This window comes from Arthrobacter sp. zg.Y820, from assembly GCF_030125555.1.
Classification (GTDB): domain Bacteria; phylum Actinomycetota; class Actinomycetes; order Actinomycetales; family Micrococcaceae; genus Arthrobacter_B.
Genome location: NZ_JASKLX010000014.1, coordinates 97,456 through 110,203 on the forward strand (window position 1 = coordinate 97,456; position 12,748 = coordinate 110,203).

General features: G+C 65.4%; 11 protein-coding genes. 4 read left to right on the forward strand and 7 right to left on the reverse strand.

The window, feature by feature from the left end; all coding sequences use genetic code 11:
* Nucleotides 1-4: 4 nt before the first annotated feature.
* The 3 genes from QNN99_RS15940 to QNN99_RS15950 form a co-directional block, all read right to left on the reverse strand.
* Nucleotides 5-5,068 carry an Lhr family ATP-dependent helicase gene (locus QNN99_RS15940; RefSeq protein ID WP_229967910.1) on the reverse strand — a complete coding sequence of 1,688 codons (5,064 nt, stop codon included), beginning with the start codon at nucleotides 5,066-5,068 and terminating at the stop codon, nucleotides 5-7.
* Between the two features lie 107 nt (nucleotides 5,069-5,175).
* Entirely contained in the window at nucleotides 5,176-6,843 is a 1,668-nt protein-coding gene (locus QNN99_RS15945) for an HNH endonuclease signature motif containing protein (RefSeq protein WP_229967912.1), read from the reverse strand.
* A 390-nt stretch (nucleotides 6,844-7,233) separates the two neighbouring features.
* Nucleotides 7,234-7,650 carry a DUF4232 domain-containing protein gene (locus QNN99_RS15950; RefSeq protein ID WP_229968005.1) on the reverse strand — a complete coding sequence of 139 codons (417 nt, stop codon included), beginning with the start codon at nucleotides 7,648-7,650 and terminating at the stop codon, nucleotides 7,234-7,236.
* Between QNN99_RS15950 and QNN99_RS15955 the strand changes: the two genes are divergently transcribed.
* Complete coding sequence (locus tag QNN99_RS15955; protein WP_229968007.1) at nucleotides 7,628-7,993, forward strand: hypothetical protein; 366 nt, start codon at nucleotides 7,628-7,630, stop codon at nucleotides 7,991-7,993. The genes QNN99_RS15950 and QNN99_RS15955 overlap by 23 nt on opposite strands.
* 11 nt (nucleotides 7,994-8,004) lie before the next feature.
* Here QNN99_RS15955 and QNN99_RS15960 read toward each other — a convergent pair whose 3' ends face one another.
* Nucleotides 8,005-8,766 (reverse strand): YcnI family protein, encoded by a 762-nt coding sequence (locus QNN99_RS15960; RefSeq protein WP_229967914.1) that lies wholly within the window; start codon nucleotides 8,764-8,766, stop codon nucleotides 8,005-8,007.
* A 135-nt stretch (nucleotides 8,767-8,901) separates the two neighbouring features.
* Nucleotides 8,902-9,357 carry a 23S rRNA (pseudouridine(1915)-N(3))-methyltransferase RlmH gene (locus QNN99_RS15965; protein ID WP_229967916.1) on the reverse strand — a complete coding sequence of 152 codons (456 nt, stop codon included), beginning with the start codon at nucleotides 9,355-9,357 and terminating at the stop codon, nucleotides 8,902-8,904.
* Between the two features lie 61 nt (nucleotides 9,358-9,418).
* On the opposite strand from QNN99_RS15965, the gene QNN99_RS15970 reads away from it, so the two are divergent.
* Entirely contained in the window at nucleotides 9,419-10,297 is an 879-nt protein-coding gene (locus QNN99_RS15970) for a patatin-like phospholipase family protein (protein WP_229967918.1), read from the forward strand.
* A 75-nt stretch (nucleotides 10,298-10,372) separates the two neighbouring features.
* Entirely contained in the window at nucleotides 10,373-10,807 is a 435-nt protein-coding gene (locus QNN99_RS15975; protein WP_229967920.1) for a DsrE family protein, read from the forward strand.
* An 85-nt stretch (nucleotides 10,808-10,892) separates the two neighbouring features.
* On the opposite strand, the gene QNN99_RS15980 is transcribed toward QNN99_RS15975, so the two are convergent.
* Nucleotides 10,893-11,168, reverse strand: coding sequence for a hypothetical protein (locus QNN99_RS15980; protein ID WP_229967922.1), 276 nt, complete (start codon nucleotides 11,166-11,168; stop codon nucleotides 10,893-10,895).
* Nucleotides 11,169-11,589: 421 nt separating this feature from the next.
* Between QNN99_RS15980 and QNN99_RS15985 the strand changes: the two genes are divergently transcribed.
* Nucleotides 11,590-12,018, forward strand: a complete 429-nt coding sequence (locus QNN99_RS15985) for a hypothetical protein (RefSeq protein ID WP_229967924.1) — start codon at nucleotides 11,590-11,592, stop codon at nucleotides 12,016-12,018.
* A gap of 49 nt (nucleotides 12,019-12,067) precedes the next feature.
* Here the strand turns inward: QNN99_RS15985 and QNN99_RS15990 are convergent, their stop codons facing one another.
* Nucleotides 12,068-12,664 (reverse strand): hypothetical protein, encoded by a 597-nt coding sequence (locus QNN99_RS15990; RefSeq protein ID WP_229967926.1) that lies wholly within the window; start codon nucleotides 12,662-12,664, stop codon nucleotides 12,068-12,070.
* Nucleotides 12,665-12,748: the final 84 nt, after the last annotated feature.

The following is a 12,748-nucleotide window of genomic DNA, read 5'->3' on the forward strand; positions in this document are numbered from 1 at the left end:
TGAATCAGACACGGTAGCGCAGCCCCTTCGGCGTCGTGTAAAAACCGGCGTGCGTGAGGGCACGGGCAGCGTCCGTGTCCAGGATGTCCACCCCGTTGACTTTCTCTATAGCCATCTTTTCCGCGGCACCCCTGCGGATAATACCCACCAAAGCCTCGGCGGAGAGCTCAAGGGCAGCAGGATCCTCGGTGAAGGAGAGCAGGGTTTTCCCTCCGCGTTCGGCATAGATGGTCAAATCTCCGTCCACCAGCACTACCAGGGCACCGGCTTTCCGGCCGGGCCGGTGTCCGCCGTCGAGCGCGGGCCAGGGCAGCGCTGCGCCGTACGGATTCGCCGGATCCGTGGCAGCCAGCGCCACAGCCGTCGGTTCCGGCTTCCTCAGCTGTGCGTCCTCGGAAAAGGACCGCAGCCGGTCGACAGTGGCTGGAACGGCAAACTGCGCGGCTCCAAGTTGTTCGATGAAGTATCCGCGCCGGCAGCGGCCCATCTCCTCAAGTCGTGCCAGCACCTTGTACAGCAGGCCGAAGCCGCCGGGTGTTCCCTCGCTGGCGACAGAACCGCGGGTGAGGATGCCATAGCGGTCCATCAGCAGCTCGGCTGTTGCATGCGCGTGGATGGTGGTGTCAGATTCGACCGGAGGCAGCATGCTCCAGCGCCCGGCGACCAGCTGCGGTGCGTTCCGCAGGGCAGCGGGCTGGCTGCCGGCGGCCAGGCGCATCGACCCTCCGGTGAGGGACGCGCCGGGAGCGCGGCCGATCCTGCCCAGCCGCGCGGTGCGGGCCCGCGGAGTGGCGGCCCGCTGTTTGTGCGCCGTCTTGCCGCCGGAGAGCAGGGAGCGGACCGGAGTGAAGGTGTCATTGGTGATCCGCCCGGACCAGACCAAATCCCACAGGGCACCGATGACATTGGCATCGGAGGACTGCGAACCCTGAGCCGCCAGGGCATCCACCAATTGGCGGAAGAAATAGGCTCCGCCTCCGGACAGGAGGTTCAGCAGCTGCAGCTGCAGGTCAGAGGGGTCAAAATCATCTGCGGGATTCAGGGTCAGGGGTGCGTTTTCGGCAAGGTGCAGAGCAATCCAGCCGTCGTTGCCGGGCAGTGCGCCGGTTCCGGACCAGAGGACTTCTCCGGTGGCAGTGAGTTCGTCCAGCATTGACGGAGTGTAGTTCCGGACCCGGGAGCCCAGAATGAGCGGTTCCCATGCCGATGCCGGGATGGGCACTCCGGAGAGCTGGTCGATCACGGTGGCAACGCCGTCGAGCCCGCGCAGGGAAGAGCCGATGTTTTGCCACACCGGCAGGAATCTGGCGTACGTCGCCGGATCCACCGGCTCCACTTCCGACCGCAGCGCGGCCAGCGACCGGCGGCGCAGGCGGCGCAGCACGTCGGCGTCGCACCATTCGGTTCCGGCGGGGATGCCGGGCACGGTGAGCACCGCACCCGGCGTGCTGTCGACTCCCGCTGCGGCGTCCAGAATGGAGGTTTCCGCCGGCCGGAACTCGCCTTCCACCACCCGGCCTTCGCCGGCGAGCCGCTGAAGCGTTCCGGTGACGACGGCGACGCCCAGCCCCAGCCTCGCGGCGGCTTCCGCGGCGGTGAACGGCCCGTGCGTGCGGGCGTACCGGCCGACGAGGTCGCCCAGGGGATCGGCGACGGGCTCAATGAAGGCCAGCGGAACACCCATGGGCAGCGGAACGCCCAGGGCATCGCGCAGTCGGGCCGCATCCTCGATCGCCGCATAGCGGGACAGTCCGGCGACGCCCACCTTGAGGGCACGGTTCGAACGGACCAGCTCCTCAAGGAGCTCGGACGCATACTCCGGATTGGCAGAGTGGGCGGGTTCCGTGTGCTCAGCTGGCGTGTTGTGGTCCTGCGGGACGGCCTGCTTTGCTGACGCCCCGTGTCCCGGCCCTGTCGTGAGCGCCGCTGACGTGGCGCCGTCGTCGTTCTGTGCGGCGGGATCATGCTGTGCGGGACTGCTGTCGGCTGCCGGTGGCTGCAGCCGGGCTGCCGTTTCGGATACCGTGAGCGGTCCCAGCAGCCGGAGCAGATCAGCGACTCCTTCAATTCCCCGGACACGGCGGTCTGCTGCCAGGCGCTGCAGCTCACGCTCAACCTGCGCGATGATGCGCGCATCGAGGAGCTCGCGCAGTTCTGCCCGGCCGAGCAGTTCGTTGAGCAGCGTCGGATCCAGCGACAGGGCCGCAGCGCGGCGTTCCGCCAGCGGCGAGTCTCCCTCGTACAGGAACGCGCCGATGTAGCCGAAGAGCAGCGACCGGGCAAAGGGCGACGGCGAGGGGGTGGTGGTTTCCACCAAGCGGATTTCGCGCCGCTCGATTCCGGCGGCGATGTCCTTCAAAGCGGGCAGGTCATAGACGTCCTGCAGGCATTCACGCACCGTTTCGAGCACGATGGGAAAGGTCGGGTACTTCTTCGCGACGTCCAGCAGCTGTGCCGACCGCTGCCGCTGCTGCCACAGCGGACTGCGCTTCCCGGGATTCTGCCGCGGCAGCAGCAGTGCCCGTGCGGCGCATTCACGGAACCGTGAAGCGAACAGGGCCGATCCGCCGACCTCTGCCGTGACTATCGATTCGAGTTCGTCCGCCTCGAAGAGGAACAGTTCCGCCCCCGGAGGTTCGTCCTCCATGAGCGGCACCCGCAGCACGATGCCGTCGTCGGACGCCATCGCCGAGCCGTCCAGCCCGTACCGCTGATGCAGTCTTGCCCCCACAGCCAGAGCCCAAGGGGCATGGACCGGCATTCCGTACGGGCTGTGCAGGACAACCCGCCAGTCTCCGAGTTCGTCGTGGAAACGCTCCACCACCAGCGTCCGGTCATTCGGCACCACGTCGGTGGCCTGCTGCTGATCACGCAGGTAGGTGATGAGGTTTCCGGCCGCCCACTCATCGAGCCCGACGGCGGCGAGGCGCTCCCGGGCTTTCGCATCGTCGCTGCCGGACATCTCCCGGACGAAGGCGCCGAGGGCCCGGCCCAACTCGACCGGCCGGCCCAGGGAATCTCCGCGCCAGAAGGGCAGCTTTCCGGGCTGCCCGAAGGCGGGGGAGACCAGCACCCGATCATGGGTGATGTCCTCGATCCGCCAGCTCGTGGCGCCCAGGGCGAAAATGTCGCCGACCCGGGATTCGTAGACCATTTCCTCGTCGAGCTCTCCGACGCGCCGGCTGTTTTTGCCCTCGGAGTCACCGACCAGATAAACGCCGAACAGGCCGCGGTCCGGGATGGTTCCGCCGGAGGTCACCGCCAGCCGCTGCGCTCCGGGGCGTCCGGTGATGGTGCCTTCGGTGCGGTCCCAGACAATGCGCGGTCGCAGTTCCGCGAACTCGTCGGAGGGATACCGTCCGGCCAGCAGATCCAGGGTGGCATCGAAGGCCGAGCGCGGCAGCCCGGCGAAGGGTGCGGACCGGCGGACGACGTCGAACCATTCCTCCACATCGATCGACCCGAGAGCAGCTGCCGCCACGGTCTGCTGGGCGAGGATGTCCAGGGGATTGGAGGGGATCGACAGAGGCTCGATCTGTCCGGCAAGCATGCGTTCGGCAACAACAGCGGAATTGAGCAGGTCTCCGCGGTGCTTCGGAAACATGACGCCTTGGGATGTTTCTCCCACCTGGTGTCCTGCGCGGCCGACACGCTGCAGCCCGCTGGCCACCGAAGGTGGGGATTCGACCTGGATCACCAGGTCCACGGCACCCATGTCGATGCCCAGTTCCAGTGAGCTGGTCGCCACCACGCAGCGCAGTCGTCCGGATTTGAGGTCGTCTTCGATCAGGGCGCGCTGGTCTTTCGAAACCGAGCCGTGATGGGCGCGGGCCAGCAGGAGGTTATTCTCATCCGTCTCTGTCTGGGGTTCCGGGTCGCGGTAGCGGATGGACACTCCGGCCTGCGCCATCAGCTGTGCGGGGGGACGAGTCGCGGATGGTGCCGCGCTCCGGGTGCCGTCATTCCGGTTGGTCCCGGTCATGCCGTCGGTCCCGGTGGCAGCGGCCGCCGCTTCCGACAGTGCCGCCGCCTCCTTCCGGAACGCGTGAATTTCGTTCAGTCTTGCGGTCAACCGCTCGGCCAGCCGCCGGGAATTGGCGAACACGATGGTGGAGCGGTTGGCCTCGACGAGGTCCACGATCTTTTCCTCGACATGGGGCCAGATGCTGGCCTGCGGCGCGTATCCTCCCTCAACGGTGTCTTCGGCTGCAGGCGCCCCGCCCAGGTCCGACATGTCTTCCACCGGAACAGTCACGGTCAGGTTCCACGATTTCGTGGAGGACGGTGCGACGATGTGGACCGGTGCATTTCCGCCCAGGAAGCGGGCGACGGTTTCGTGGGGTTCCACCGTCGCGGACAGTCCGATGCGCTGGACCGGTTTGTCCAGCATTGCGTCCAGCCGGGCGAGAGTTACCGCCAGATGTGCGCCCCGCTTGGTTCCGGCGACGGCATGCACCTCGTCGACGATGACGGTCTCCACTTCCGCCAGCGTTTCCCGTGCCCGTGATGTCAGCATAAGGAACAGGGATTCCGGAGTGGTGATGAGGATGTCCGGCGGGCGGGTCAGCAGGGTCCTGCGTTCGTTCTGGGGGGTGTCTCCGGAACGGACTCCCACGGTGATGCCCGGTGTGGGCAGGCCCAGACGTTTGGCGGTTTGGGTGATGCCGATCAGGGGAGAGCGCAGGTTCCGTTCCACGTCGACGCCAAGCGCCTTCAACGGCGAGATGTACAGAACCTTGGTCTTGCGCTTGGGCTCAGCAGTTCTTTTGCGTCCGGGTACTTTCGCGGACTTTCCGTCTGGAGCTGGAGCCGTTGTTGTAGCGGTAACTGCTGTCGCATCAGCCGCGGCGGCGGTTCCGGCGGCTGATGCAATGAAACTGTCCAGGGCCCAGAGAAATGCCGCCAGCGTCTTTCCCGAACCTGTCGGTGCAACGACCAGCGCATTCGACCCCTCGGAGATGGCCTCCCACGCTCCGGTTTGCGCAGGTGTGGGCGCATCAAAAGCACCCTCGAACCACTCCCTGGTGGCGGGGGTGAACTTCTGCAGCACCGAAGCTCCCGATGTCATGAGAACCATTGTTCCGCACGGCCCTGACACTTTTGACCCATGGGCGCGAGGTTTGGCTGGAGGCCGAATCCCGGAGGGCTGATCCCCGCAGTTACCTGATCCCGCAGTTAGAGGGCCGGCCCTCGAGATATCCGGGCCGTGTCCATCCGCCGTTGCATGGAGCCCGAGCCGGAGCCTGGGTCAGCACGGAAAAAGGTGTTCCGCAGGGGAATCCGATCCGGGTCCACGTACGACGGCGGGACGAACCATGGCACGCCCGACTTCACCTCGATGCGCCAGTTCTCCTTATGCACCTCGTGGTGGTGATGTGAGCACAGCAGTACCCCGTTGTCTGCTGATGTCGGTCCGCCGACATTCCAGTAACGAATATGGTGTGCTTCTGTCCATGGTCCGGGAATTGTGCAGCCCGGAAAAGCACAGCCCCCGTCTCTGGCGTGGAGGGCTTTTCGCAGGTGCGGCGGGAAGAGCCGCTGTGCCCGGCCAATGTCCAGAATTCTGCCTTCACCGGACAGGACGACGGGCAACAGGTCAGCATCACAAGCGAGTTTTCGGACGGCAGCTGCCGGAACAGGTCCGGAGAACGCAAAGTTTCCCGGCCGCACTGAATGACTGGCGGGCTCCGGGCCGTCCATGGGTTTGAGTACCGATCCGAAATCGAATTTCTGCAACAGAGATGCCGAATCGATCGTGACCAGCACCTGCGGCCGGGTTCCTCCGGAGGCGGGGACGCCGCCGGTCGAGAGGGCAGCTTTCGCTGCGTCCACGAGCCCTCCGAGCAGGCGCTGCGGCCGGGTACTACGGTTCAAGCGGGAAGCAGTGGCCGGGTCAGGTGGTGTTCCATCCCCGCGTTCGGCAGACCCGGCGATTGCTGGGTCCGGTGCAGAGCCATCCGCTGCCCGCGGCCCTGCAGCGGCATTCATCACGGTCAGCAGCGTTTCGTGCTGGTCATCGGTGCAGTAGATATTCAGATGGTTGAGTCCGTTCTTCTTCCGTCCGGAAAATACCCCTTGGAAGCGGCGCAATTCCTCGTCCGTGGGTTCGGCGCCGTCCTGGTCAACCAGCAGCACCCATCGGCGGGCCGCCCGGACAAGGAAGTCTCCGTCTTGGCGGGCAGCCAGGGCAGAGAGGTCCGCCTCAATGGCTGAGGCGACAGAGGCCTCCGTGCGATGCCGGATCTCATCAACGGCATTCGCGACAACCATGGCGCCGGCTGAGGAGATAACGCCGCAGGCCGTGGCTTCCGCGAGCGCCGGCAGAGCGGCTGGAACAGGTTGCCCGCTGGCGCTGACCGACGGCAAGAGACTGGCAGCCAGCCTCAGGCGCCTTTGGGCTTCGGCGCGGTTGATGCGGAGGCGGCACCGCATGTAGTCGGCAGTACTGCGGAACTCCCTGCGGACTTTTCCGGCCGCCTGCTCCGTACCGGATTCCGCGCAGAAGTCCGCCGGCTGTGCCCAGGTGTTGTTCCATGCGGGCTGGCCAGGGGCGGGTGCGGGCATAACCGGGCTGTTGGCACCGAAGGCTTCGGTAACCCGGTGTGTCTCCAAGGCTTGGGCGCAAACAATCTGCAGATAGTCCACCGTGCGCGACATCGCTTCAACATCTGCAGCCAGGGCGGCTGCTTGTCCGGTGCTTATCAGCGCGGTCGCCCGTAGGGCATGGCGGCGAAGATCATCGAGGTGCTCGCTGGCTTTCGCTACGGAAGCAAGGAAGCCACCGACACTGGTGAAGTTACTGGCTGCAGATGTGCCGGCGGAGGCGGCATCGACTGCTCCCAAGGCTCGGTCTGTCTCGGCAACGCCGGCTGCCTGCGTAACGTCTCCGAAGGCAGTGTTAAGGGGAACCGCACCGGCTGATCTCGGTTCGGCGGATGCTTTCATCCCGGCAACTGTCTCCATGAACCAATTATTTCGGAATCGATGGGTTCAGTCTGGAAGACCTTTTCATTTGTGGAGAAGTATCTTCGCGAAGGCAGCTGTGGAGGAATGGACGGAGTCATCAGCGGGCAGAGGAGCCATTCCGGCCACTGCCCAACCAGCCCGCGCCCGAACCCAGTGGGCCTGACGCCAATCCGATCAAAAAACCCAGCGGGCCTGACGCCTTCGGCGCAGAACCAACGCCAGCCGGCGCCCGGCCCAACCTCTGCCAGCGCAAGCCCGCGCCTGAACTTACCGCTTCTGCAGAGGACCGACGCTCAGCAGCTCAACATTGGGGTTTTCGCAGGCGACAACCTCGTGCTGGATGCTCACCGATTCAAGATCCTCCGGCGGATATACGAGCAGCTGTGTTGCCGGATGCGCCACACAATCTGCGCCGTAGTTTTCCGCGCGGGTCTCGCGCAGTTCCGCAACAGCTGACTGGCCCGGCTCCAGGACCTGCGCACCTCCGACAACAGCTCCGCCGGCAGATCCGTCTGCCCGGACAGCTGCTGCTCCGATTTGCTCACCCGCTGCATCGAGGTAGGAAACACCCGGATAACCGGGCGCGGCAGTGCACGCTGCCTCAGACATGTTGGTCAGCACCAGCGTGCGGTAAACACTGCCGGCAGCTCCACCCCCAATAGTGTCTTCGATTGACCCCGCCAGATCAGCGGCGGCACACGAGCCGGGACCGGCAGGGGATTCCGGAACCGCAGCAGCCGACGACGCCGTCGGCGCCGCAGTGCCGGGGGCGGAGCTTTCCGGGGCGCTCGGGGCGGTGGAGGCGCTGGCGGGGGCGCTCGGCGAGGTGCTGGCGGGCGCGGACGACGACGGCGACACAGACGCCGCGCTCTCCTCCCCGCCGGAGCCACAGCCGGTGAGGGCCAAGATGGCACCAAGGGCCAACGCTGATACTGACGAGGACTTCCACGGCTGCATGTTCATAGCCTCACCCTCGCGGCAACGGTGGGCAGAAGCAATTTCGCCCCGCCAGCGGCACGCCAAATGACGCCGCAAACGTTACGCTTTCCGCGTGCGGAACAGCGCCACCGCCCCCAGGATCAGTCCGAGAACTCCGGCACCCAGACCTGCGAAGCCGGCGATTGCCGCAGTTTCCACATCGTCCTCATCCACGGCATCGTCCCGGTCGTCGACGTCAGAGGTGCTGTCCTCGCCGCCCTGGGAACCGCCCGAGGAGCCTTCAGCGCCAGAATCCCCGGATTCGCCATGCGCCCCGGATCCGCCGGATTCCCCGGAGACGGTGAGCATCGGAGCCGGCGACTCGAGGTCGGCGTCGGACTGGCCCTCTGCCGGAAGCTGGGCCCAATCCGTTTCACCCTCCGCGCAGGACTGGAGCACGGGGAAGGCCAGTGTTTCTCCCGCAGCATCCGGAAGCTTGACGGTCAGCTGGAAGGTGTCCCGGACTCCGTCGGGCAGGGGTTCAACCGCGGTGAAGACCACTTGGCTCGTCCGTGAAGCGATGCTCGTGCCGTTGTCCAGCACCCGCGGTTCGGCGAAGTCCTCGGTGACCTTGCTGATCTTCCACCCGGGATGGGCGGTGGGGGTTGCATCGGTGATCTGATCCGGGAGGGTGACGGTGATCGCCGTCGTCGGCGAACCCTTGCAGCCGTGGGAGGTCTCAAAGGTGAGCAGCGCAGACTCGCCGGCCTCCGTGGAATCCGGATGAACGTGGACGTGGGCGGATGCCGTACCAATGCCGGCAGCCATAAGGGCGGCGGTGGCCCCGGCAGCAGTCAGGGAACGGACGAAGCGCTGACGCATGGTGTTGGACCTTTCGGGCGCAAAAGCGCGGAAACAGTGCGGGGGCCAGGCCCGCAGCCAAGGGTTTGGGGGGTCAAAAGGGTAAAGACAGCGCTTCCACTGTACCGGGGAAGGGCGCTTCTCCCGTGCCGGCTGCTACTCGTGGTGGTAGGGGCGTCCGCCGGCGATTTCCTGCGCCCGGTAGATCTGTTCGGCAAGAATCAGACGCACCAGCTGATGCGGGAAAACCAAAGGGGACAGCGACCAGATGAAATCGGCGCGGGCATGCACGCTCTCATCCACGCCGTAGGCGCCGCCAATGATCAGCGTGACATTGCGGGAGTTGTCCAGGGGTTTCTGCAGCGTTTTCGCCAAGGCCGGAGAGGTAATTGCCTTGCCCCGTTCATCAAGCAGAATGACGTAGTCGCTGCCGAGCTTCGCCAGCAAACGTTCGGATTCCTCCTTGCGGGCGGCGTCTCCCTCGCGGGCAGAATGAGGAATCGAGACCCAGGTCAGGTCGAAGGGTTTTTTCAGCCTCTTCTCATAGCGGCGGATACCGTCAACGACCCAGTCTTCGTGCTTCCGGCCAACCATCAATACGCGCAATGCCATGCCTCCATTGAATACCCCCGCCCCGGAACCCGGAAAACCGGCTCAGGTTTAGACTGCCGGCATGACAAAGACGAATGAGACGCGTGCAGTGGTTCTTGGCGGCGGGGGAGTGGCGGGCATCGCCTGGGAGATGGGGGTCCTCACTGCCCTGCTCGAGCACGGCATCGACCTGAACGACGCCGATCTGGTGATCGGCACTTCCGCTGGATCCGTCGTCGGGACTGTGCTGCGGTTCGGCGTCGTGCGGCACATGCTGGAAGCCCAGCTGCGGAAGGATGATCCGGCGGAAACCGATATGGAGCAGGGGGAGCTTTCCCATTTCAGCACTGAGCAGTTTCTGAACATGATGGCCGACGCCGCCCGCGGACCCGGAGGGGAACAGGAGGCGAGAGCGAGGCTGGGCAAGGAAGCACGTACCGCAGGCAAGGGGCTTTCCGAGGAAGCCTGGGTGCGCACCATTCGGTCGCTGCTTCCGTCTCAGGACTGGCCTTCCAAGGCGCTGAAGGTGACGGCAGTCAACGCCGACGACGGCGCGTTCACGATTTTCGACGCCTCGTCCCGTGCCGAACTGGCCCTGGCCGTGGCGGCCAGCTGCAGTGTTCCGGGCGCATGGCCGCCGGTCACCATCGCCGGCGCCCCTTATATGGATGGCGGCATGCGCTCCGCCACCAACGCGGACCTGGCCGCCGACTGCGGCAAGGTTCTGGTTCTTTCCTGCGCTCCGGAGGCTCCGGAGAGTCCGTTCGGGCCCACGCTGCCCCAGGTGCTGGCAAGCCTGGAGGGCCGCACAGACACGTTCCTGATCGAGGCCGACGACGCCAGCCTGGCGGCCTTCGGAACCAACATGCTGCTCCGGTCCACACGACGTCCCGCGGCTCTGGCCGGACAGGAACAGGGGAGGAGCCTGGCTGACGCGGTTAAGCGTTTCTGGGGTTCCTAGGGACTTCGCCGACGACGGCGGCGGCCGGCCGCGTCCGCCCTGTCACCTGCCGGCGGGCAGGGGGAAACTGGACGGATGGAACCAAAAGATGCGCACAGTCAGAACTCCCGGCCGGAGGCTCCCCTGCCCAACCAGGGGGCGCTGAACCAGGGGCCGCCGAACCCGGGACTGCCGGGCCTGGTAATCCACGGCTCCGGTCCGGACAGCGGAACCTGGCTGGCCGGGCTGCTGCGCAGCGCAGTTCGTGCCCGCAGTGCCCTGGGGTCCGAACGGCCCCTCGAAGTGGTGGTTCAAGGATTCGGAGTTCGGCTGCTGCGGCTGGGGATCGGAGACCCGAGTGTTCTGGATGCTGCCCTGTCGGGCGACATTCACGTCCTCGCCTGTGAAAACAGCATGAGCCGTGCCGACGTCCACAAAGATGAACTGCACCGCGGCGTGGAAACAGTGGATGCCGCCGTCGCACATCTGGCCCGCAGACAGTGGGAAGGCTGGGCCTACGTCCGGCTGTGACTTGGCTGCGACCCGGTTGCGAGCCGGCGGTTGCGACCCGGCTGCGACCCGGTTGCGAGCCGCGCGCTGCCGAATTGAAACCGGATTAGACCCGCTGCGGCGGGAGCTTGGTCTTGGGCCGCCCCTCAGCTTTTCCGCCTTCGACCCCGCCCACAATTCCGGTGTCCCCGATGTATCTCCGTCCGGATACCTCGTTCCATCGCCAGGCCGATATTTCCTTCCGAACCAGCCAGCGGTTCTCATCCACCGCTTCAAGAACGACCAGAGTTCCGCCCTGGGTCACCTGATAGCAGTACCTCAGCTCTTCGTTGTCGTCGAGCTCTTCAGCGGGTCCATCGGCTCTGAGTATGCGCACAGACATTGCGGCCTCCGTCGCTTGCGCCGGCAATCCGTGGTTGCCGGTCTGCGGCCCAGAATAAGCCCCGGAGCCGATACTGGGAACAGGATTCTAGGCGCAATCCGGTCCGGTGCTCCGCGGATCGGTGTGGGCCGGCATCGCGGCGCAGCGGGGCTGGGCGGGGGCGGAACTCCACCCTGCCGTTCCTGCGCCGGAATTGCCGGAGATAATGTCATCTATTGCGCCAACACAAAGCCCAAGCTTCCCGAGTCCAGCATTTACCCGAGTCCAGCATGCAGCCACGATAGGCAGACCAACACCAATGTCTCCAGCGCTCCTCCTGCGAATTATTCTGACGACAGTCACGACGCTTGCCATTGCAGCGGTTGCCCGGTGGGCACGGAAGCACCCCAACCGGTCCAGGGAGCACCCGGAACGGGTCCGGATGCCCAAGGTGGTGGCATTTGTCGGGTGGCTCTTTGTCTGCGTGGGTCTCCTCATGGGTCTGGTGGGCTTCGCCTCGCCCGAGGGCCCCCTGGGGGCTGGGATTGCTTCGGTGGCAATAATTGCCGGCGGAATGGCCTTCGTGGCGATGTACCGCAACTTTTACGTGGTCACCTACGCCTATGAAGTGGTTTTTCGCAGCGTGCTCGGCAAGGAACGCAAAATCCCCTACAGCGAAATCCAGCACTATCATTTGCAGACGCTGAAAGGGCAGCGGTTCTTGACGGTTAAATCCATTCACGGCGTCAAGCTCAGCCTGAATATCGATGCTTATGACATGAAGCCATTACTGCGGGCCATCGATTATCACCAAGCCACAGGCTGCTGGCCGGTCCGCGTCGAAGCCGCGACGCCGGACTTCGGTTACTGACGTTCAGTGCAAGGAATGACTGCACCACCCGGGGTCGGGGGTTCAGCGGCTAAGGATGTGACCCGCGACGGGACGCCAGTGGAATGAATACCGCGTAGAACGCACCCCAGCAGATCCAGAACACGGTCGAGATGCGCCGTTCAGAGACGCCAGGGAACCTGCGGCGAACCATAGCGGCAATCCCGGATACTGCCACCGTCACCACCATGAACCGGATCATCCGGCCGGGCACACTCCAGGCGAGGAACGCCACGAGCGAGGTCCGCTGCAGCCCGGCAGCCCGCGCGTAGAGCTTGTACGGAACTCCGCGGGTGGGGCCCCGCAGCAAAGAAGCGGCCCCGGACTCGGCGATCTCCTGCTCCACCTCGCTGATCATGGCATCCGTGACCGCCGGAACTTTCACCAACGCCTTACGCGAGGTATTTGCGGCTACCTTGAGGCCCCACCAGTACGTCGCTGCCCCTCCGGCCAGTGCGCCGCCGAGGGCTGAGACCGTGGTGCCGAGCGCGCGTTTCGGTCGGCGCAGCCCCACCCAGGATGTCCACACATCGGGGACCACAAAGAAGAACGTCGCTTCTGCGAAGCCCCAGGCGCCGGCGATTCCGTGGTCCCGCAGGGCGTTCCTGAAGGGTGATTTGCGCCTCATGCTTACACTGTAATTGATCGCGGGTTACTGCCATTTCCGCCGCTCGGCTCGCACTAGCGTATGAGTTGCACCAAAGGGCCAAAT